Genomic DNA, 21,457 nt, shown 5'->3' with positions numbered 1-21,457 from the left:
GGGTGTGGTGCCCGGCTGACCGGCTCAGGAGTCTCAGGAGGAGTCCGTCGCGAGGGTGCGGGACTCCTCCTCGTTCGCCTCAGCCGCCGGCCTGGGCTCGCGCAGCTTGTCCTGCGGCCGCTTGACGAGCAGGTACACGACACCGACCGTGAGGACCACGCTGGCGCCCAGCAGCGCGGCCCAGACCTGGTACCAGGGGGCGCCCGGCTCGGCGAGGATCTCCCGCGGCCACCAGACGTTGACCAGCTCGAAGCTGGTCCACAGCACCGCGAGCACATTGAGGAAGGTGCCGAGCCCGCCGAGCCGGATATGGCCCGACGGCACCCAGCTGCCGCGGAGGCGAGCGATCAGCGCCGCGAGGGAGACCAGGAAGAACGGCAGGAAGGTGGCCGCGGTGCCGAACGCTATGAGACTGCCGATAGCTGAGGCGTTCAGGCCGAGCATCAGGGCCGTGCAGCTGACCAGCGTGGCCGTAATCAGGCCGCCGATGGGGGCCTTGCGCTTGTTGACCTTCCGCACCTGCTTGGAGAACGGGAAGACGCCGTCGCGCGCCAGTGAGAACAGACCGCGGGCGGCGCCGCCCTGGGACGCCATCGCACAGGCCAGGAAGCCGATCAGAACGACGATGACGAACGGCTTGTCGGACCAGGAGCCGAAGCCGGCGACCACCGCGGTGGTCACGGGGTCGAGGTCCTCGCCGAGGACGACGGACTCCGGGTCCGGGTGCGAGATGCCGACCGCCACCGCGTTGAGGATGACCACCGCGCCCACGCTGAGCAGCGCCCACCACATGGCGCGCGGCACCTGCCGGCCGGCCTCCTTGGTCTCTTCGGAGGCGGAGACACAGGCGTCGAAGCCGATGAAGGCCCAGCCCGCGACGGCCAGGACGGCGAGGAAGGCCATCGCCGTGGAACCGCCTGACAGCACCTCGGCGCCCATGGTCTGGAAGAAGAGCGAGAAGCCGTGCTCGCGGAAGAAGAGCAGCAGCGCGAAGCCGACGAGGACCGAGGCGACTGCCTCAGCGGCGATGCCGAGGGAGACGAACCGGCGCAGGATGTTGATGCCATAGGCGTTCACCAGCGTGCACAGCAGCAGGACACCGACGCCCACCGCGACCAGGCCGCCCGGCGTGGGGACCACGCCGATGAGGGCGAAGACCCAGGGAGCCGCCAGATACGCCACGGTGGTGTTGCCGAACATCACGGCGAACTGCCACACCCAGCCGCTCATCCAGCCGAACGAGGGCCCCAGCAGGCGGCGGCCCCACTGGTAAGCGCCACCGGCCAGCGGCCACTGCGAGGCGAGCTCGGAGTAGACGTTGACGACCAGACACTGGCCGAGCAGGACCACCGGCAGAGCCCACACCCAGGCGGGCCCGCCGATGACCGTTCCGACCATGGCCACCGCGTAGAGCGCGACGACCGGGGAGACCACGGCGAATCCCATGGAGATGTTCCCCAGGACGCCGAGGCTGCGACGCAGCTCCTGCTTGTAGCCCAGTTCCTTCAGTCGGGCGGAATCGCTGTCCTGCCGGGCCGTGGCGGCCCCGGGGAGGGAGGGTTCGTTCATCGTGCACCTCATGGAGAGCGGAACTCGCCGAAAGCGTTGGCGCGCCCCGGAGTAAACCTAACAATGTTAGGCAGCGGATTGCGGGGACCTTAGCCCGCTCCTCGCTGCCTGTGAAGCCCTCCGGGCGAGTAACCTGGCCTGGTCGATCAACGGGGAAGGTGCCGGGAGGGGGAGGACACAGCGGATGGCCCGACCGAGTCAGGCACGGCTGAGCCCCCGGATCATCGCCCGCGCGGCTCTCGAAATCCTCGATACGGAGGGCCATCAGGCACTGACGATGCGGGCCCTCGCACAGCGTCTCGGAGTACGCGGGGCCTCGCTCTACCACCACGTCCCCTCCAAGGAGGAAGTCCTCGACGCGGCCTCACAGCTGATCAATGAGGAGATCGATCTCAGCCCGCTCGAGCGGCCGCACTGGCGCGAAGGAATCGCCGAGTACGCCCGCGGCTACCGCCAGGTGTATCTGCGCCATCCGAACGTGATCCCGCTGGTGGCACGGCGTCGCGTGGAGGCGGAGAAGGCGCTGCGCGGCTACGACGCGCTGCTGGCCACGCTGATGCGGGGCGGCTGCGGCCCCGCTACGGCGGCCGAGGCCGCGGCCGCCATCGACAATCTGGTGCTCGGCTCCGCCCTGGAGACCTTCACGGCGGGCTTCGCCCGCCCACCGGAGGCGTACCGACCCGGGTATCCGGCCCTCGCTGACTCGCTCATGGGCGCGGCTGGGCACGAGAGCGGGCTGGCCGGGCTCGACGACCGCGGTTTCGAGCGCGGCCTCGCCTCGATCCTCGACGGGCTGGCGAGTTAGCCCATACGGCCCGGCTCTAACGCCGCGACAGGCGCAGGGTGAGGATCTGGAACGGGCGCAGGGACAGGCGCACGGTGCCGTCGGCGGACACCTCGTACGCCCCGGCGTCCTGCGGACGCGGCCGCTCCAGCAGGTCCGTTGCCGTCACCGGGCCCACTGGGAATCCCGGGGTCAGCGTGGCCGTCGCCCGGCCGCCGTGGGACTCGTAGAGCCGGACGATGACATCGCCCGCACGGTCCTCGGCCAGCTTCACCGCCGCCACGACCACTTGGTCGCTGTCCACCGTCACCAGCGGCTCGACCGGGTTGCCGCCCTGAACCGTACGCTCCGGGAGGTTGATCCGGTGGCCCTCGCGTACCGCGTCGCCGATGCCCGCGCCGGGCACGAGCGCGAAGCGCAGCCGGTGGGTGCCCTGGTCGGTCTCCGGATCCGGATAGCGCGGCGCGCGCAGCAGGGAGAGCCGGACCGTGGTGGTCTGGCCCCCGTCCGTACGGATATCGCGGGTGACGTCATGACCGTATGTGGAGTCATTGACGACGGCCACACCCCAGCCGGGTTCCTCGAGCTGTACCCAGCGGTGTGCGCAGATCTCGAACTTCGCCGCCTCCCAGGAGGTGTTGGTGTGGGTCGCCCGGAAGACATGCCCGAACTGGGTTTCGGCGGCTGACCGGTCCGCCTTCACATCGAGGGGGAAGGCGGCCTTGAGCAGTTTCTCGCTCTCCCGCCAGTCCACCTCGGTATCGATGTCCAGTACCTTCGCGCCGGAGCGCAGCGTGATGAGCTGCACCACGGAGGAGTCGCCGAAGGTCCGGCTGACGCGGACCGCGACCTGGTCCTCGGCCGCCTCGGCCACCACGGTGTCACAGTCGGTGAGGTCGGTGACGCGGTGCCGGTAGAAGGCGTCGACATCCCAGGCGTCCCACATATTGGGGAAGTCCTGGTGGAGCTGGAGCAGATTCGCGGCCTGGCCCGGCGCGATGGCTTCCCGCTCGGCGGCGAGGTCACAGGCCGAGATGACCAGTCCACGGGCATCGATCTCCACCCGCAGCAGCCCATTGGCGAGCACGTAACCGCCACCCGCGCGCTCCGTGCACATCACCGGCTCACCGATACGGCCTGGTTCGGGCACCGCGCCACCGGCGGGGATACCACGGCGGGTGTGCGGGGCGCCGTTGAAGACGAGCGTCCGCTCGCCCTCCCCGGCCAGCGCCTGCTGCGCGGCGAGGATGATCTGGCCCAGCTCTTCCCGTACCCGGGTGTAGGTGTCCCGCGCTTCCCGGTGCACCCACGCGATGGAGGTGCCGGGCAGGATGTCATGGAACTGGTGCAGCAGCACCGTCTTCCAGATCCGCTCCAGCTCCGCGTAGGGATAGCTGTAGCCGGGCCGCCGCACCGCCGCCGTCGCCGCCCATAGCTCGGCCTCGCGGAGCAGGGTCTCGCTGTGCCGGTTGCCCTGTTTGGTCTTCGCCTGTGAGGTGTACGTCCCCCGGTGCAGCTCCAGATAGAGCTCACCGGTCCATACGGGGGCGTGTGGGTACTCCGCGTGGGCCTGCTCAAAGAAGGTGGCGGGCTTTTCGACCGTGACCCGTGGCGAGCCCTCCACATCCCGCAGCCGCTCCGCCCGGGCCAGCATCTCCCGGGTGGCGCCGCCCCCGCCATCGCCCCAGCCGAAGGGAACCAGAGAACGTGAGCCCGCCCCCTTTTCCCGGTAGTTGCTGGCGGCGTGCGCCATCTCCCGGCCGCCCAGATCGGAGTTATAGGTGTCCACGGGCGGGAAGTGGGTGAAGACCCGGGTGCCGTCGATGCCCTCCCACCAGAAGGTGTGATGCGGAAACTTGTTGGTCTGACTCCAGGAGATCTTCTGGGTCAGGAACCACTCGGCGCCCGCGAGCTTCACGATCTGCGGCATGGCGGCCGTATAGCCGAAGGAGTCCGGCAGCCACACCTCCTTCGTGTCGATGCCGAATTCGTCCAGGAAGAACTTCTTGCCGTAGAGAAACTGCCGGGCCATGGCTTCGCCGCCGACCATATTGGTGTCGGACTCCACCCACATGCCGCCCACCGGCACAAACTGGCCGTCCGCGACCTTCTTCTTCACCTTGGCGTAGACCTCGGGCCGGTGCTCCTTGAGCCAGGCGAACTGCTGTGCCTGGGACATGGCGAAGATGAACTCCGGATGGCCGTCCATGAGGTTGACCATGTTGGATGCGGTGCGGGCCACTTTGCGCACGGTCTCGCGCAGCGGCCACAGCCAGGCCGAGTCGATATGGGCGTGCCCCACCGCGCTGATCCGGTGTGCGGAGGCATGGGCCGGGGAGGAAAGCACCCCGGCAAGCTGCTCACGGGCGCGGGCGGCGCTACCCTCGACATGGGTGAGATCGACGGTATCCAGGCAGCGTTCGATGGCGCGCAGGATCTCCCAGCGCCGGGCATCGGCGACCGGCAGCTCCAGCATCAGCCCGCCCAGCACCTCCAGATCCTGGACCAGCTCCCAGACCTCCGTCTGGAAGATCGCCAGATCCATCCGGCGCAGCCGGTAGAGCGGCTCGTCGCTCGCGGTCAGCCGGTCGCCTTCGTAGCTGGGGGCGTGCGCCGTGAGGATGGGGTTGGCGGCCGCCTCGATATAGAGCTCCACCTCTGGTTTGTCGACGCGCACCCAGGCGTTGCGCGGGTTGAGTGCCTTCACCGCCTCACCATCGGCCCGGTACACCAGCCCCTCGCACTGGAACCCCGGCATATCCCGGTCAAAGCCCAGATCGAGTACGGCCTCGACGGTGCACCCCGACCACTGCCGGGGAATCCGACCGGTGACCTTGAACCATGTGGTGCCCCAGGCCGGACCCCACCGCTCACCGACAGCCGTCGGCCGGTAGGGCGCGGCCAGCCCTTCGGCGACGGGGACCGGCTCACCCGGTGCCTCCCACCGCGCTACGGCCAGCGGCTGCGGCGAGCTGTACACGGCGGGCTTGATGCGCTCGGCCAGAACGCGGCGTAGTCGGTGTTCGACGATGCTGCGGTCGTCATGCATGCTGCGGCTCCGTTGCGGCGGTATGGACTTCCGTGCAGGACATAAGGGGACTTACCACTGATGGTCGACGGGAACCCCCGGTGACGAGGACACTGCCGGGATTCCGGTGACCGCCCGTACCTCCACCCGGGTGCGCGGCTCACCGTTCGAGCGGCGCAGGGCGGGGATGTAGTACGCGCTGCCGCTGGTGCCGCCGAGGAAGGCCCGGCTGCCGTCGGGCCGCCGTTGGTGCAGCTCGTAGTGGTGCACCGGGCCGGGCGCGGGCTCCCACTGGATACGCAGCTCGGCCTCGCCGCCACCGGCCGCCCGGGAATCGGTGATCCGTACCCGGCTGGGCGGCTTGGGCGGCTCCGGCGCACCGTCACGGACCGCGAGGGCGCCCAGCCGCCACCGGAGGGCGCCGCCGTTCCGCCCGTTCCGCCCGGTCAGCCGTACGCCCAGCACCCGTACGGCCGCACCGGGCAGCCGTCCGATCCGTACCGTCGTGGTCGTCCAGCCCGCGCCGCCCCGCACCGTCGCGGCGGGCACGTAGCAGAAGTCCGGCCGCCCACCCGGGGTGCGCGGTTCGGCTGTGGCGATGGCCAGTTCCGCCCGCACCGGCGCCGAGTCCGGCTCTGCCCGGTGCACCAGCTCGACCACGGTCTCCCGGGAGAGCGGCAGCCGGGTGTGGAACAGCTCCAGGGTTCCGCTGAAGTCCGGCTCCGCCGTGAGCAGCACGCTTGAGCCGCCGTGCCAGGCGGCCGCGAAGTCAAAGCCCACCGAGGGGCGAGGGCCGGTTCCGTGCACGACCCAGCGGCGCGCGGGCAACGGGTCCTGGAGGCTGAGCTGGTTCCACTCGCTGTCGCCGGTCCGCTCGCCGTCCTCGTACCAGGCGGTGCCATGTCCGGTGTTGAAGGTGGTGGCAAAGGGCAGCGCGGTGACCGTGGAGCGGTCGGCGATATGCCGGGCGGCCGGACGCCAGTCACCGGGCCCGGACGGGTCGGCGGGGTTCTGGTGTTCACCGGTCCAGAACTGGTTGTCGCGGGCGTGGAACTGGGCGGGGGTGCGGGTGGTGGTGTCGCCGGGCAGCGAGTGCAGCGTCCAGTCGGGGCGGTAGAGGCCGTACGAGACCACCTGGTCGCGTCCCTCGGGGACGAAGGCGTCCCAGTCGACCTTTGTCCGCCAGCCGTTCGCCTCGACATCGAGGCCGGCCCACAGCTCGTACGGGTCGCGGCCCATCGCTCTCGCGTACGCGGCGGAGGAAGGCAGCCGGTCGCGGCCGGCGCGCCAGCGGAAGTCGATGAACAGAGAGTCGCTGTGCTCGAAGAAGGGTGCGTTCTTGTCGTTGAGCGCACCCTGCCAGGCGACCTGGCCGTCAATGGTGAAGGCGTCGTACCAGGTGATCCGGAGCTCGGGAGCCCCAGCGCGCAGCGCCCGTACGAAGTCGGCGAAGTCGGCGCCGAGTCCGGCGTCACCGCCGCCGGTCTCACCATTGAGGAACCAGCCGTCGAAGCCATACACCCGGGCAACCTGAATCAGCTTCGCGGCGAGCGGGAAACGGCCATCCGTGTCGCGCTGCACCAGCTCGCGAGTCCACTTCAGATCGCCGCCGTACGCGGTCGGCGGCAGGAAGACATTGCCGAGCACCGGCACTCCGGCCCGGTGGGCGGCGTCCACCACGGGCGCACCCGGCGCGAGGATGATGCCCTCCCCGGCGGAGCCGCCCCAGAAGACCAGCTCATCGAGGTACGCCCAGTGCGTCAGCGCGTAGTAGTCGGCATTCGGCCCGCCCTGTGAGGGGTTCTGGGCGGTGGGTGCGAAGGCGGCCAGCGCGGAGATACGGGCCTGGCCGTCGCGGGCGGCCGGGTTGGCGGGCTGCGGGGTGAAGCGGTCGGCGAGCGGCACGGTGGAGACGTTGAAGGGCAGGTCGGGGTCTCCCTCCGGCGTCCACTCCTTGAGGCTGGCCCACACCGCGCCCGGGTCGGGCTCGCGGCCTTCGGGGAAGGACTCGGGGAACCAGTACGAGGCGTACGGCTGCAGGGAGCCCGGGTGTGCCGGGGCGGGGTTAGGGTCGGGGACGGTGTCGGCGTGCGCTGCCGCGCGGGCGGGATGGGCCAGCCACGGCAGGGCGGCGGTGGCGGCCGCGCCGAGGAGGACGGTACGGCGGGACGGCCGGGGGGAATCTCCGGGCGGTCTGGTCACGGTGGCGCCTCCGTAGCGGTGAGTGCGGTCAGTGGATGTCGGCGGGGCAGATGACCTCGGTGATGCCGCGCCCGGCCAGATACGCGGGGTCGCGGGCACGGTCGGGCAGGACGGCGGTGGCGCGTACGCCTTGGGCGGCGAGCTGGGCCCATGCCTCATAGAAGGTTTCGCCGGGGGCGGCGACGGAGCGGTCCGGTGCGGTTTCCGGGTCACCGGGGTCCAGGAGCAGTGCGGTGGTGCGCCGTACGGGTGCCGGTGGTGAGGCCCGTAGCGCCGTGGTGAGTTCGGCGATGGCCTTGCCCAGGGGCTTGGGCGCCCGCTCAGTGGTGAGCAGCCCCAGGTCGTACTCCAGCTCGGGAAAGTCGGCCAGCGAGCGGGAGACGTCGTGGGAGCACCACCAGGTGATGCCGTAAAGGCCCTCGCAGGTCAGTGCGTTGGCGAGGGTCAGCTCCGCGAACTCAGCGGCGTGCTCGGGCGGAATCAGCGGTGCGGGCGCCCCCACTTCCTGAAGCCATACCGGCCTGCCGGGCGCGGCCCAGGCTTTGGAGAGCTCGATCTGGTACTCGGCGTGGTGCACGGTCGCCGCTCCACTGCGCCCATGGCGTTGGGCGGTGCCGTTGAACACCCAGGAGTGCAGGGCGGTTGCGCCGCCGAGCCGGGCGGCCTGGGCGGGGGTGAAGGGATGACCGTCACGGAACCACACCGCGTCGTACTCTCCGTGCGTATGCAGTCGGCCGGGGGCGGCACGCTCGCAGACGCCGAGCAGCCCTTCCAGCCACTGGCTCGCCTGCTCATACGTGCAGGGGTCCGGGTCGGGGTGCGGCGGCCCGGAGAACTGGTTGACCTCATTGCCGAGCGTCACCCCGAGGAAGTTCGGCCGGTCCGCGAGCGACAGGGCCAGCGTCTCGATATAGCGGGCCTCGGCATCGATGACTTCCGGATCGGTGAAGAGATTGCGCCGGTGCCAGCTGTGCAGCCAGGAGGGCACAAAGTCAAAGCTGGACAGATGCCCCTGGAGGGCGTCCACGCAGACATCGAGGCCGCGTTCGGCTGCCGCGTCGAGGAGCTGGCCCAGCTGATCGACGGCGCGTGCCCGGATGAGCGTCCGGTTGGGCTGGAAGAGCGGCCAGAGCGCGAAGGCCCGTACATGGTCGAGGCCGAGCGCGGCGATCGAGTCGAAGTCGCGGCGCACCTCATCGAGGTCGAAGTCCAGCCAGTGGTGAAACCAGCCGTGACTGGGCGTGTAGTTGGCGCCCATACGGACCCGGTGAATGTCTGTCATGTCTTGATGGACCCTTCGCCGACGCCCTTGAAGAAGAACCGCTGGAGGCAGAAGAAGAGCAGCATCATCGGCGCGAGTGCGGCGATGGCTCCGGCGGCCACCAGCCGTGGGTCGTTGACCAGGGAGGAGCCGGAGAGCATCTTCAGGCCGAGCTGCAAGGTGTAGTTGTCGCTGTTGGTGAGAACGATGAGCGGCCAGAGGAAGTCATCCCAAGCGCCCATAAAGCTGGTGATGCAGACAACGGACAGGGCTCCCTTCGCTGACGGCAGGAAGACCCGGGTGAAGCGCTGCCACTCATTGGCGCCATCGAGGACCGCGGCCTCCTCGGTCTCCTTGGGTACGGCGAGGAAGGCCGCCCGCATGATGAGGAGGTTGAGGACGGAGACCGCGCCGGGCAGCCAGACACCGATGAGGGTGTCCACCAGGCCCATCGAGCGGACGGTGAGGAACATCGAGACCATCACGGACTCAAAGGGGAACATCAGCGTGGCGACGAGCACGGTAAAAACAATCCTGCGGCCGAGCCAGCCCGCCCGGGAGAGGGCGTAGCCGCCCATGGAGGCGAAGACGCAGTTGCTGCCGACCGCCAGGGCACAGACGATGAGCGTATTGCCGACGTACTGGAAGAGCGGGAAGGACTCGGCGACCCGGACATAGTTGTCCAGGGTCGGCTGGCTGGGCAGCAGCCCGGTGTAGACGCTCTCTCCGCGTCCCTTGAGCGAAGTGAGGAACTGCCAGACGATGGGGCCCAGCATCACGACGAGCATCACGCAGAGCGTGACGTAGCGCCCGGTGAGACCGAGCACGCTGCTGCGGTTCACCGCTCGTCCCCCTTCGACAGCCGGTGACCGAGCAGGCTGAAGACGAGCGTCAGCAGGAAGAGCAGGATGGAGATCGCGGCGGCGTAGCCCGTCTCGCCCGCGAAGCCGAGGCCGACCTCACGGATGAGGAAGGGCAGGGTGCGGGAATCCCCACCGGGGCCGCCGCTCTCGCCGCCCAGGATGTAGATCTCGGTGAAGACGCGCAGTGCGGAGATCGCCGAGAGGGTGCCGACGAGCAGCATCATCGGCTTCACGGAGGGGATGGTGACATGGAAGAAGCGGCGCACCGCTCCGGCCCCGTCGATGGCCGCGGCCTCATGCAGGGAACGCGGCACGTTTCCCAGGGCGGCCAGGTAGAACACCATGTAGTACCCGAGGCCCTTCCAGACGGTCACGATCATGGCGGAGAAGAGCAGCAAGGTGCTGTCGGTCAGAAACGGCAGCGGCTCGGAGATGAGCTGTAACCTGCCGAGCACGGTGTTGATGAGGCCGTCGCTGCGCAGCAGCCACTGCCACATCAGTCCGACCACCACCGCTGAGGCGATCACGGGGGTGTAGAAGGCGGAGCGGAAGAAGCCGATGCCGGGCACCTTCCGCTCCACCAGCACGGCGAGCGCCAGCGGCAGCAGTACCACGGCCGGGACGACCACGGCCGTATAGAGCACGCTGTTGAACAGCGCTGTCCAGAAGGCGGGGTCGTCCAGCGCCCGTACGTAATTGTCGAGGCCGGTAAAGGTGCCGCCGCGCAGGATCTGGGCGTCCGTCATCGACAGGATGATGGTGTTGACGAACGGCCAGAGGCTGAAGGTCAGTACCATGCCGAGGCCGGGCAGCAGAAAGAGGTACGGGGTCCACCAGCGCCGGTGTACCAGCCCGTGCTCGGCCTCCATCTCCCTGGCGCGCCGATGTCTGGCTCTGCGGGTTTCCCGCTGGTCGTCGGTGAGGGTCAGCGTCACGGCCGCTACTGCTTCTGCTGCTGTTTCTGCTGTTTCTGCTGCGTCGCGAGGATCTTGTTCGCGGCGTCCTCTGCGCGCTTGACGGCCTCGGCGGGCTCCCGGTCGCCCTTGATCGCCTTGTGCATCTCCCGGTTCACGGCATCGCCGACCTGGTTGGTCCACTGCACCGGGGTGTTGGCGTCGAGCTGGGCATCGCGCAGTTCCTCGGCGCCGATGACCCGTGCCATGGTCTCGGGGTCGGTGCCGTCGCCCTTGTCGGAGAAGTAGGGGTCGTCCAGACCCTTGGCGTTGGACGGGTAAATCGTCGCCTTCTTGGAGAACGCCACCTGATTGGGCCCGTTGGTGACCCACTTGGCGAACTCAAGGGCAGCGTCGGGGTGCTTGGTGTCCCTCCTTACACCGAGCGACTGGGTGTAGATCCCAATGTGGCCCAGCTTCCCGGTGATGGCCTCACCGACCGCGGTCTGCGCATAGATCTTCGGAGCATTGTCCTTGATGTCCTTGATGAAGCCGGGCGATCCCGGCCCGAAGACCAGCTTCCCGCTGCCGTAGAGCTGATTGATGTCCTGGGAGCCGGTCAGTGATTCCTTGGGCATGGCGCCCTGTTGGTAGAGGTCACGCATGCGCTCGGCCCACTCGACGGCCTTGGCTGTGTTGAAGGTGAACGCATCACCCTTGGCGTTGAGGATGGGCACGCCCATCTTCTGCCAGTCGCCGGGCAGCCGCCCCTGCGGATCGGCCATAAAGGCGGCGACCTGGCCGCCGGATGTCCGGGCGATCTGCTCGGCCTGATCGAAGTACTCCTCGACGGTGGCCGGTGGCTTGTCCTCGTCGAGGCCCGCTTCGGCGTAGAGCTTCTTGTTGAAGGTGAGGATCTCCGGAGTGACGTACCAGGGGTAGGCGAAGACGCCCTTCTTGCCGGGCAGCCGGTACTGGTCCCAGGCCCCGGGGATGAAGTCGCCCTTGGCCTCGGGGTCGAGCGCGGCGATGTCGGCAAGCCTGCCACGGTCGGCGAGGAGCTGGAAGGAATCGGTGTTGAGGTTGATCACGTCGGGCAGCTGTCCCGCCTGAGCATCGGCGACCAGCTTTTCGTTATAGCCCTCGCCCGGGACGTCCTCCCACTTCACCTTCACATCGCGGTGCTTCTTCTCGAAGGCGGTGATGACGCCCTGGATATAGTCGGTGAAGGTGGGCTTCAGCTGCAGCGTACGGAAAGTGATCTGGCCGGAGACCTTCCCAGTCCGCTCCGGCTGCTCATCGGACGCCTCGCCCTCGCTTCCGCTGACCCCGCAGGCGGCTGTGGCCAGCAGGGAGCCTGCTAACAGGGCAGTGGTGCAGAGCCTCGTCAGTCGTCTCAAAGGCATGGTCGCTCACCCCTTTTGCCGCCTGAGCCCGGCGCTGCTTTCGCGGACTTGGCTGGCCGCTGTGGTGTTCCGGCCCAAGACTGAACCTAAGGCATGACCTCGTCAAGCTTTTACACAGAGGTTTGACAGCACGAACTAAGGCGGTTTAGCTACGAGTTACTAATGCGGTTTAGGCGCGATCGTGATCGCGATCTTTCGAAGGACCGGGATGACAGCTCGCAGGCCCACCATCAAGGACATCGCCCGGCAGGCAGGCGTCTCCAAGAGCGCGGTCTCCTTCGCGCTCAACGGCCGCCCCGGCGTCTCCCCCGGCACCCGGGACCGCGTCCACCGCGTCGCGGAGCAGCTGGGCTGGCGGCCCAGCAGCGCGGCTCGCGCGCTGTCCGGCGAACGCACCGGCGCCCTGGGGCTGGTTCTCGCCCGCCCAGCCCGTACGCTCGGCGTCGAGTCCTTCTTCCTGCGGCTCGTCTCCGGCATCCAGGAGGCCCTGGGCGCCCGCCAGACCGCGCTGCTCTTCCAGGTCGTGGAAGACCTGGACGCCGAGTGCGAGCTCTACCGCCGCTGGTGGGCCGAGCGCCGTGTCGACGGGGTACTGGTCGTCGACCCCCGGCTGGCCGACCCCCGCCCCGAACTCCTCACCGAGCTCGGCCTGCCCGCGGTGGTGATAGGCGGTACGGACACCGAAACCGCCCCCGGCCTCTCCACCGTATGGGCCGACGACACCGAGGCAATGGCCTCGGTCATCGACCACCTGCACCGACTCGGCCACCGCCGTATCGTCCATGTCGCCGGTCTCCCCGGCCTCGCCCACACCGAGCGCCGGATCCGCTGTCTGCGCACCGAGGCCGAGCGCCGAGGCCTGGACCCTGGCGAGGTCCGCTCGGTGACCACGGACTACTCGGACGCGGAGGGCGCGGAGGCCACCCGCCGTCTCCTCGATCAGGACACTCCCCCAACAGCGATCGTCTACGACAACGATGTGATGGCGGTGGCGGGTCTGGCCACCGCCTTGGAGCGCTCCGTCCCGGTCCCCGGCGATCTCTCCATCGTCGCCTGGGACGACTCGGCGCTGTGCCGGGTCACCCACCCCGGTCTGACCGCCCTGGTCCGCGACACCGCCGCGTTCGGGCGGCTCGCCGCCCAGGAACTTCTGGCCCTGCTGGACGGCTCCCCCGCCCGCAGCGTCCAGAGCGACCTCCCCAGGCTGGCGCCTCGCGACAGCACCGGGCCGTCCACGTCCTGCGACGTCGCTGCGCCCCGTGCGGACTTGCCCAACCCGCCTTTTCCGTAGGCCACTTCACATCATGAACCGCACGCATACGATTGCGCCCCCTGAGCCCTGTCGATAACGTTCCGCGCGTCTGTCAACACAGAGCGGAGTCGGGAGAGGCATGGGGGGCGGCGGCATGGTGCGGAAGACGGCGGTCACGATCGCGACCGGGCTGGTACTCACGCTGAGCGCGACGGGGGTGAACCCAGCCGCCGCACAGCCTTCAGCGGTCGCATCCCCCGGGGCGCAGACGGCCGTAAGCGAGCTTCCGCTCGATCTGCCGCTGGCCAACGCCAACGGCGAGTTCGCCGGCGGGGTCCACCCCGACCTCCCCACCGATCTGCCGACTCTGGAGCGGCTGCTGAAGCAGGCACGCGCCCAGAACATCGAACCATCCCGTTATGCGGCGCTGCTCTGGCAGCACTGGCTGGTACGGGCCGTGAACAACGCCGGTGTCAGGCTGAACACCTGGGACCCGGCCCGCGGCGTCGACGGCAACGAACACACCGTCTACGCCGTCTATGCTTTCTACGGCGAGCTCTTCCTGCGTCATCCAGAGCTGGAGTGGGCGGGCATGGCGAACATGATCGGCGCGGCGTTCGCCGCCGGTTTCCTGGATCTGGACTCGGTCGGGGACCTCGGCACGCTGCTCTACGGCAAGGTCCGTGAACTGCCCTACGAGGTACGGGAGTCGCTGCCGCCGGAGCTGCTGGACCTGACCAGCGAGGGGACCGAGCTGTCCCCGGTTGAACTTCGCTGGTTCGAGAACAAGTTCCTCGCCATGCAGAAGAACATCTTCATGGATCTGGGGTCGATGCACATGGCGTACCTCCATGGCGGCATCGACGCCATCGAGGAGATGCGCTCCGCCGGTCTGATCGACGCCAAGGCGGTCGGCGCCTGGCGCGATATCGCGACCGGCGAGCCTGCCAGAGTCAGCAGCGGCAACACCGCGCTGCTGGACCGGGAGCAGAACCAGATCATCTCGGGGCAGTGGGACCAGATGTACCGGCGCCACGCTCCGGTCGGTTCGCTGCTGACCTACGGGATGACCGTCGGCGGCTCCGCGTCGATTCCTGGTGCCAAGACCCCAGGCCAGTACTCCCCGCTGCGCGTCACCACCCCGGTCACCGGCGTTCGGCTCACCACGCCGCTTCCGGACTTCAACCTCGCCGACAAGGAGCGGCGCTGGCAGTACATCACCGAGGACACCCTGCCCGCGTACCAGAACCTGCTGCGCCACAGGCCCGGCGAGGTCCGCCGGATCATCTCCTCACCGTTCGAGGGCCGAGTGGCCGAGGAGCGGCTGTCCGCGCGCTGGCCAGAAGTGGCCGGACGGCTGATCACCGGCTGGCATCTCGACCGGCCAGCAGTCCAGGCGGCGCACCCGACTACGCCCGTGGCCCAGCGCTGAGCACCCGTACCCACGCCCCGCCGGACCCCGCGCCCGGCAGGGGAAGGACACCAGGGATGATGGCCGGGTGCTCGATCCGGCTGACGAAGACTTCGCCCGTGACCCGTACCCCTACTACGCGCGGCTGCGCGCCCAGGGGGACGCGGTGTGTGTCACGCTCGCCAATGGATCGCGGGCCTGGCTGGTCACCGGCTATGAGCAGACCCGGGCGGTGCTCGCCGATCCCCGCTTCTCCAATGTGCCCCCACAGGGTGCCGGACGGCCGAAAGCCGACTCGCCCGCGCAGCGGGCGCGGGCGCTGCTGGCCCGCCATATGCTCAACTCCGACGCCCCCGACCACACCCGGCTGCGCAAGCTGACCACCGCCGCCTTCGCCCCGCGCCGGGTCGACGCCCTCCGGCCCCGTATCGAGGTGCTGGTGAAGGGCCTCGTGGAGGAGGTGGCCGGGCGGATCGAACGCGATGGCAGCGCCGATCTCGTGGACGCCTTCGCCTTCCCGCTGCCGGTACTGGTGATCGGCGAGGTCCTGGGCGTACCGGAGTCGGACCGCGTGGCACTACGGGACTGGACATACCGGGTCGGATCACCCGCCGACGCACTGCCGCCGGGTGCGGTGGACGAGGCGTGGACCCAGCTGTACGGCTACTTCACCGAGCTGATCGCCGCCAAGCGGCGCTCCCCGGGCGACGATCTTTTCAGCGTGCTCGTACATGACTCCGCCGAGGGCGGGCTGGACGACGGCGAACTGCTCGCTATGGCCTTTCTGCTGCTCTTCGCCGGGTACGAGACCACGATGAATCTGCTGGCCTCGGCTGCCCTGCTGCTCCTGAGCCACCCTCAGGAGCTGGCCGCCGCCCAGGCTGACCCCGCTGCCCGCTGGCCGGCCATCGTTGAGGAGACCCTGCGACACGCGAGCCCCCTGGAGGGCACGACCTGGCGGCGTACGACCGAGGACGTCGCCCTCAGCGACGGCACCCGGATTCCGGCCGGGGCGTCTGTGCTTGCGGTCCTCGCCGCCGCCAATCGGGATCCCGCCCACTTTCCCGACCCCGACGCCTTCCGGCCGGACCGCTATCTGCCCACCGCAGAGGGGGCCCGGCCCGCCCCGCATGCCGCCTTCGGCCATGGCCCGCACTTCTGTGTGGGCTCCCGCCTGGCCCGGCTGGAGGCTCAGATCGCCCTCCCCCTGCTCTTCACCACCCTGCCCGGGCTACGCCTGGCAGCCGACCCGGCCGGTCTCCCCTACCGCCCAGGCTTGCTGGTACGGGGCCCCCGCGTCCTGCCCGTCGCTTAGGTGGGTCCGGGGGCGGACCGGTCAGTACGGCCCGTCCTCCAGCAGCTCCACATCCTCGCCCTCCCCCTCCAGCGCCTCCCGGACCACCCGGAGGGCGAGCCCTTCGGAGTACCCCTTGCGGGCGAGCACCCCGGCGAGGCGGCGCAGCCGCTTGTCGCGGTCCAGGCCCCTGGTCGCCCGGAGTTTGCGCTCCACCAGGGCGCGGGCGGTCTCCTCCTCCCGCTCGGAGTCCAGCTGACCGACCGCCTCATCGATCACCGATGAGTCCACCCCTTTGGTGCGCAGCTCGCGGGCGAGGGCCCGCCGGGCCAGCCCCCGGCTGTAGTGCCGGGATTCCACCCACGCGTCGGCGAAGGCCGCGTCGTCGATCAGGCCGACCTCCTCGAACCGGGAGAGCACCTCCTCCGCCACCTCGTCGGGGATATCCCGCTTGTGCAGCGCGTCCGCGAGCTGTTGCCGGGTCCGCGGGGTCCCGGTGAGCAACCGCAGACAGATGGCCCGAGCCCGCTCCGCGGGGTCCTGGGGTCTGCGCGGTGGTCTCTCCTCGGCCCTCGACGAGTCGAGACCACCGCTGTCTTCGCGTGCTGTGCCGCCATCCGACCAGTCAGTGCGCCGTGTCACGGACTAGCTCTTGGCCGTGGCGGCCTTGGTGGCCTTCCCCTTGGCCGCCGGCGCGGGCACGGTCTTGGCCGCGGTCGCGTCGCTCGCGGCAGCCGGGGCCGCTGCGTCAGCGCCGCTCGTCGCGTCCTTGCCCGGCTCCCCCTCCGGCGTCTCAGGCTTCGGGCCGATACCCAGCTTCTCCTTGATCTTCTTCTCGATCTCATTGGCGAGATCAGGGTTATCGCGGAGGAAGGTGCGGGCATTCTCCTTGCCCTGGCCAAGCTGATCGCCCTCGTAGGTGTACCAAGCACCGGACTTGCGGATGAAGCCGTGCTCAACGCCCATATCGATCAGACCGCCCTCACGGCTGATGCCAATGCCATAGAGAATGTCGAACTCGGCCTGCTTGAAGGGCGGCGCTACTTTGTTCTTGACAACTTTGACACGAGTACGGTTACCGACCGCGTCAGTGCCATCCTTGAGTGTCTCGATCCGGCGGATGTCGAGCCGCACCGAGGAGTAGAACTTCAGCGCCCGGCCGCCGGTGGTGGTCTCAGGGCTGTTGTGGACCATCACGCCGTCGACGAAGTAGTTATGCGTGCCTTCGACCTCAATGTCGAACTTCTTCATCGAACGTGTCGGCGGCTTGATGTGAATATCGAGGATCTGCGATGGCACCAGCCGCTGGGCCTCCTCCGCGAATTCCGGCTCAACCGCGAACCGCCCCTGATAGCCAGGCAGCAGCTTGTACTCCATCGACGGGTGGATGTAGGGAGCCACCATCTTCTGGAACTGCGCGGAAGCCTCCGTGCTGAACTGAAGCACGGGGATCTGCCGCGCTCCGGCGAGGCGCAGCTTCACATCGAGGCCGTGGGTGTCCCGCAGGTAGTCCACAATTCGATCCCGTGAGCCCTCGCTCATCGCCTCGACGCAGATCTCGATCCGGCCGGTCCCGCCTTCGGTGCGTTCCTGCGCCCCCTTGGACCGGACGGTGAAGCCGCCGTCGTCCATGTACCAGACAGCGAGCGCCAGTGGCGTCATCGCCTTGAGGTACTCCCAGGTGATGTGCTTCTTACCGTCGCCGAAGTAGATGACCTGACGCAGTTCGTCGAGCTCGGGCAGCGGCGTGAAGTCAGCGAAAACCGCGCCCTTGGCGTTCTCGGTGCGGCTGCACTCGATGTTGCCGAGCAGCGACACCTTCCAGTCAAGGTAGTCGGCCTGCTTGGCTCCGTGCCCCATGCGGAACCGTACCCCGGTGCGTCCGCGCCGGTTGGGCGAGAGATTGCCGTCACCCATGACCGAGCCAAGGACGACCTGCTCCTGCTGCTCGCTGAGCACCTTCTTCTCGGCAATGAGGACACGGTCTCCCGCGATCAGCTCGCCAGCCTCCCGCCAGCCCCCCGGGGTGCGGACAAGGTGGTTCTCAGTGGCCGAGAACTGCGCTTTGCCATTCCCTCCCGATTTGGCGACGGTGAACTGCAGGAAGCGCTCGGCGTTGCCGTTATCGAACCAGTTGGTGATCCGGCGTGGCACAACGCGGTCGGTCTCGGGATCGTAGGAAAGGACCTCGACGTCCATCCTCTGATTGACGATCTTGCCAATCTTCTCCTGAGTGCCGTCGGCGAGGGTGACACGCGTCCCGTAGGACATGCACCCGAACATCACGCCGACCTTCTCGCGGAGCTGGTTGATGAAAATCGCCGTGGTCTTTGAGTGACTCAAAGCGCCGGTGATCTTCCGCAGGGCCTGGCTCATCAGCCGGGCCTGCAGACCGACGTGGGAGTCGCCCATCTCGCCCTCGATCTCCGCACGCGGCACCAGGGCGGCGACGGAGTCGATGACGATCAGGTCCAGGGCGCCGGAGCGGATCAGCATGTCGGTGATCTCGAGCGCCTGCTCACCGTTGTCCGGCTGGGACAGGATCAGCGAGTCGGTGTCCACGCCGAGCTTCTGGGCGTATTCGGGGTCGAGGGCGTGCTCGGCGTCCACGAAGGCGACCGTGCCGCCCGCTTTTTGGGCATTTGCCACGGCATGGAGCGTAAGGGTGGTCTTTCCCGAGGACTCCGGGCCGTACACCTCCACCACCCGGCCGCGTGGCAGCCCGCCCACGCCGAGGGCGACGTCGAGGGCGGTCGACCCGGTGGGGATGACCTCGATGGGGTCATTCGGCCGGTCCCCCATGCGCATCACGGCGCCCTTGCCGAATTGCCGTTCAATCTGCGCGAGCGCTGTGTCGAGCGCCTTCTCGCGGTCAGTTCCTGCCATGGGTGCCACCGGTTTCTGGTTCGATCGCTTCACGTCCAAGACGCTAGCGGCTGCCACTGACAATCGGCGCCGAGGCAGCCCCCGGGCGCCTCGCCTCACCCATGGGAATCGATGTTCGATTTTTGTGTCAAGTGACACACCTGCCCTGTGGAGACAGACAAAAGTGCAGGTCAGGATGGATAAGCGAAGGGATGTGGGCAACTCGGCGCCCCGAAAGGATGACCCGATGCCCCTCAGCGCAGCTCAGCGGGCACATCCACGGCAGCGCAGACCGCCCGCCAGACGGCCTTCGCCTCCCAGCCCGCCTCCAGCGCCTCGTACACCGTGCGTCCACCGAGCTCGGACATCACGTAGTCACGCGCGAAGGAATCCGCGTACGCCGCACCGAAGTGGGCTGCCATCCGCTCCCAGAAAATCGTCAACCGCATATATCCATCATCCACCGAACCTCGGCATGGCCCCGAAGCTGTCAACCGGCCCGAAGCTGTCAACCGGGGAGCCCGGCACCCCGCCCCCACGAGTGGCAGGCTGCCCGCAGCCGTGACCGACGGGGCCGCCCGCTCTACGGTCGGAGGATGGCCCCTACCGGATCATCACCCCTCACCCGCGCCGAGCACTTCATCTGGCTGACCGCACGGGTCCTGGAACAGCGCCTGTTCGCCTACGAATTCCTCGGCGGCGACGCCGAGGCGGTCGAGACCGCCCTGGCCGCTTACCGCAACACTGACGACGGCTATGGGCACGCGCTGGAGCCCGATCTGCGCGGCCCCGTCAGCCAGCCACTGCACACCGCCACCGCCCTGCGGGTGCTGGACCGGATCGGCCGCTGCGGCGGCCAGCGGGTGGAACGTATCTGCCGCTATCTGACCCAGGTATCCACTGACGACGGCGCACTGCCCGCACTCGACCCCTCGCTGCGCGGCTATCCCGCCGCGCCCTGGATCCCCATCCTCGACAACCCGCCCAGCGATCTGCTGGCGACCGGCCCGGTGGTCGGGCTGCTGCACCGTAACGAGGTGTGGCACGCCTGGCTGTTCCGGGCGACCGACTACTGCTGGCGGGCGGTCGAGTCGCTGGACAAGACCCACCCCTACGAGGTCCACGCCTCCGTCACCTTTCTCGACAGCGCCCCGGACCGCCCTCGCGCCGAGGCCGCGGCTCGGCGGCTCGGCGGCCTGGTACGCGATCAGCGGCTGGCCGTCACCGAGCCGGCCCGCGCCACGGACTTTCCGCTGTCGCCCGGCTATGGCCCCGGTGAGTATCACTACGTCCATGACTTCGCCCGCACACCGGACTCACTGGCCCGGCGCTGGTTCACGGACGAGGAAGTGGAACGGTCGCTGGACTTCCTCGTGAGTGAGCAGCGGGATGACGGCGGCTGGAGCATCAACTGGCGGAAATGGGCGCCCGGCACCGAGCTGGAGTCGCGGCCGATCGTCACCATCGAGGCGCTGCTGAAGCTGCGCGCCTACGGCCGCCCGCTCTGATGGCCCCAGGCCCTCAAGGCTTCAGCCGCCCAGCGCCCGCACCCCCGCCGTGACCACCACCGCCGTGGCGACCACCAGCAGGAAAGGTGCCCGGAGCAGCAGCACCACGGCGGCCGAGGCGAGCCCGGCCACGCGGGCGTCCACGGTGAGCGAGCCCGCGTGGTCGTCGAGGGTCTGGATGGCGGTGAGCCCGGCCAGCAGGGCGACCGGAAACAGCGCGGCCAGGCGCCGCACGGCCGGGCGCTCCAGCGCACCGGCGGGCACGGACAGGCCGAGCAGCTTGACCAGATAGCATCCGGCGGCGGTGATGGCGATCGCGATCCATACGGTCATCGGGCAGCCGCCTCCTTACGTCCCATGAGCAGCAGCACCACGGGCGCCGCCAGCCCGGCCACCAGCACCGGAACACCGGCGGGCAGCAGCGGCAGACATGCCAGCGCCAGCACCACCGCGAGCCCAGCGGTGGCCCGCTCCAGGGTGGTCCGCAGCATGGGCGCGAGCAGCGCCAGAAAGACGGCCGGGCCTGCGGCGTCCAGTCCCCAGGCGGCGGGGTCACCCAGTGCGGCGGCGCCCAGGGCGCCGAGCAGTGTGGTGAGGTTCCAGAGCAGAAAGAGGGTGGCGCCGGTGGCCGTGAAGCCGATGCGGGCGGCGCGGCGGTCGCGCTGGGCCAGCGCCACCGCGGCGGTCTCGTCGATCACCCAGTGCGCGGCGAACGGCCGCTGCCAGCGGGGCAGCTGAAGGAGGCTGGACAGCCGCAGCCCGTAGAAGGCGTTACGGACACCGAGGAAGAAGGCACCAGCGGCCGCGGTGAGTGGATTGCCGCCTGCGGCGAGGGCGCCGACCAGGGCGAACTGCGAGGAGCCGGTGAAGACCAGCAGGCTGAGCGCGCAGGTCTGCGTGATGCTGAGCCCGGCGCCCGCGGAGGTCACGCCGAAGGCGAAGCCGGAGAGGCCGACGGCGAGGCCGACGCCGAGCGCGTCCCGGAGCACGGCCCGGTCGGTGCCGGGGTCAGCCGCCGTTATGTCTGTCTGCGGTGTCGCTGCCTGCGGTGTCGCTGCCTGCGGTATTGCTGCCTGCGGTATTGCTGCCTGCGGTATTGCTGCCTGGGGTGTTGCTGTCTG

At 69.0% G+C, this 21,457-nt stretch carries 16 protein-coding genes and 3 pseudogenes; 5 read left to right on the top strand and 14 right to left on the bottom strand.

The window, feature by feature from the left end; all coding sequences use genetic code 11:
- Positions 1 to 33: 33 nt before the first annotated feature.
- The gene (locus tag test1122_RS21225) at positions 34 to 1,569 is read right to left on the bottom strand and encodes an APC family permease (RefSeq protein ID WP_232270745.1); all 1,536 of its coding nucleotides are present in this window, start codon (positions 1,567 to 1,569) and stop codon (positions 34 to 36) included.
- Between the two features lie 184 nt (positions 1,570 to 1,753).
- Between test1122_RS21225 and test1122_RS21220 the strand changes: the two genes are divergently transcribed.
- Positions 1,754 to 2,374 (top strand): TetR/AcrR family transcriptional regulator, encoded by a 621-nt coding sequence (locus tag test1122_RS21220; protein WP_232270744.1) that lies wholly within the window; start codon positions 1,754 to 1,756, stop codon positions 2,372 to 2,374.
- Positions 2,375 to 2,390: 16 nt separating this feature from the next.
- On the opposite strand, the gene test1122_RS21215 is transcribed toward test1122_RS21220, so the two are convergent.
- The 6 genes from test1122_RS21215 to test1122_RS21190 all read right to left on the bottom strand — a co-directional run bounded on the left by test1122_RS21215 (position 2,391) and on the right by test1122_RS21190 (position 12,006).
- A complete protein-coding gene (locus tag test1122_RS21215; RefSeq protein ID WP_232270743.1) occupies positions 2,391 to 5,402 on the bottom strand; it encodes an alpha-mannosidase in 3,012 nt (1,003 codons plus the stop codon).
- Positions 5,403 to 5,453: 51 nt separating this feature from the next.
- Complete coding sequence (locus test1122_RS21210) at positions 5,454 to 7,583, bottom strand: endo-beta-N-acetylglucosaminidase (RefSeq protein WP_232270742.1); 2,130 nt, start codon at positions 7,581 to 7,583, stop codon at positions 5,454 to 5,456.
- Between the two features lie 28 nt (positions 7,584 to 7,611).
- Positions 7,612 to 8,865 (bottom strand): glycoside hydrolase 5 family protein, encoded by a 1,254-nt coding sequence (locus test1122_RS21205; RefSeq protein ID WP_232270741.1) that lies wholly within the window; start codon positions 8,863 to 8,865, stop codon positions 7,612 to 7,614.
- Positions 8,862 to 9,632 carry a carbohydrate ABC transporter permease gene (locus test1122_RS21200; RefSeq protein ID WP_422397090.1) on the bottom strand — a complete coding sequence of 257 codons (771 nt, stop codon included), beginning with the start codon at positions 9,630 to 9,632 and terminating at the stop codon, positions 8,862 to 8,864. The genes test1122_RS21205 and test1122_RS21200 overlap by 4 nt, the downstream gene beginning before the upstream one ends.
- Positions 9,633 to 9,682: 50 nt before the next feature.
- On the bottom strand, positions 9,683 to 10,576 hold the full coding sequence (locus tag test1122_RS21195; RefSeq protein WP_232272021.1) for a carbohydrate ABC transporter permease: 894 nt from the start codon (positions 10,574 to 10,576) through the stop codon (positions 9,683 to 9,685).
- A 71-nt stretch (positions 10,577 to 10,647) separates the two neighbouring features.
- On the bottom strand, positions 10,648 to 12,006 hold the full coding sequence (locus tag test1122_RS21190) for an ABC transporter substrate-binding protein (protein WP_232270739.1): 1,359 nt from the start codon (positions 12,004 to 12,006) through the stop codon (positions 10,648 to 10,650).
- Between the two features lie 208 nt (positions 12,007 to 12,214).
- Between test1122_RS21190 and test1122_RS21185 the strand changes: the two genes are divergently transcribed.
- The 3 genes from test1122_RS21185 (at position 12,215) to test1122_RS21175 (ending at position 15,984) form a co-directional block, all read left to right on the top strand.
- A complete protein-coding gene (locus test1122_RS21185; protein ID WP_232270738.1) occupies positions 12,215 to 13,297 on the top strand; it encodes a LacI family DNA-binding transcriptional regulator in 1,083 nt (360 codons plus the stop codon).
- 115 nt (positions 13,298 to 13,412) lie between these two features.
- Positions 13,413 to 14,690, top strand: coding sequence for a hypothetical protein (locus test1122_RS21180; protein WP_232270737.1), 1,278 nt, complete (start codon positions 13,413 to 13,415; stop codon positions 14,688 to 14,690).
- A 67-nt stretch (positions 14,691 to 14,757) separates the two neighbouring features.
- The gene (locus test1122_RS21175; RefSeq protein ID WP_232270736.1) at positions 14,758 to 15,984 is read left to right on the top strand and encodes a cytochrome P450; all 1,227 of its coding nucleotides are present in this window, start codon (positions 14,758 to 14,760) and stop codon (positions 15,982 to 15,984) included.
- A 21-nt stretch (positions 15,985 to 16,005) separates the two neighbouring features.
- Here test1122_RS21175 and recX read toward each other — a convergent pair whose 3' ends face one another.
- From recX to test1122_RS21160, 5 genes and pseudogenes are all read right to left on the bottom strand, one after another.
- Entirely contained in the window at positions 16,006 to 16,605 is a 600-nt protein-coding gene (gene recX / locus test1122_RS21170; RefSeq protein WP_232270735.1) for a recombination regulator RecX, read from the bottom strand.
- A 3-nt stretch (positions 16,606 to 16,608) separates the two neighbouring features.
- Positions 16,609 to 17,163: pseudogene (locus test1122_RS26630) on the bottom strand (recombinase RecA family protein); the annotation flags it as partial.
- A gap of 6 nt (positions 17,164 to 17,169) precedes the next feature.
- A pseudogene (locus tag test1122_RS26625) lies at positions 17,170 to 18,234 on the bottom strand (LAGLIDADG endonuclease); the annotation flags it as partial.
- A 3-nt stretch (positions 18,235 to 18,237) separates the two neighbouring features.
- A pseudogene (gene recA / locus test1122_RS26620) lies at positions 18,238 to 18,849 on the bottom strand (recombinase RecA); the annotation flags it as partial.
- A gap of 233 nt (positions 18,850 to 19,082) precedes the next feature.
- Positions 19,083 to 19,277 carry a DUF3046 domain-containing protein gene (locus test1122_RS21160; RefSeq protein ID WP_232270733.1) on the bottom strand — a complete coding sequence of 65 codons (195 nt, stop codon included), beginning with the start codon at positions 19,275 to 19,277 and terminating at the stop codon, positions 19,083 to 19,085.
- 147 nt (positions 19,278 to 19,424) lie between these two features.
- On the opposite strand from test1122_RS21160, the gene test1122_RS21155 reads away from it, so the two are divergent.
- A complete protein-coding gene (locus test1122_RS21155) occupies positions 19,425 to 20,336 on the top strand; it encodes a hypothetical protein (protein ID WP_232270732.1) in 912 nt (303 codons plus the stop codon).
- 21 nt (positions 20,337 to 20,357) lie between these two features.
- Here the strand turns inward: test1122_RS21155 and test1122_RS21150 are convergent, their stop codons facing one another.
- Entirely contained in the window at positions 20,358 to 20,669 is a 312-nt protein-coding gene (locus tag test1122_RS21150) for an AzlD domain-containing protein (protein WP_232270731.1), read from the bottom strand.
- On the bottom strand, positions 20,666 to 21,358 hold the full coding sequence (locus tag test1122_RS21145; protein ID WP_232272020.1) for an AzlC family ABC transporter permease: 693 nt from the start codon (positions 21,356 to 21,358) through the stop codon (positions 20,666 to 20,668). Before test1122_RS21145 ends, test1122_RS21150 begins: the two co-directional genes overlap by 4 nt.
- Positions 21,359 to 21,457 lie beyond the last annotated feature (99 nt).

Source organism: Streptomyces gobiensis, from assembly GCF_021216675.1.
Classification (GTDB): Bacteria; Actinomycetota; Actinomycetes; order Streptomycetales; family Streptomycetaceae; genus Streptomyces; species Streptomyces gobiensis.
The sequence above is the reverse complement of the archived record's forward strand: the minus strand, read 5'-3'. Positions and strand labels throughout refer to the sequence as shown.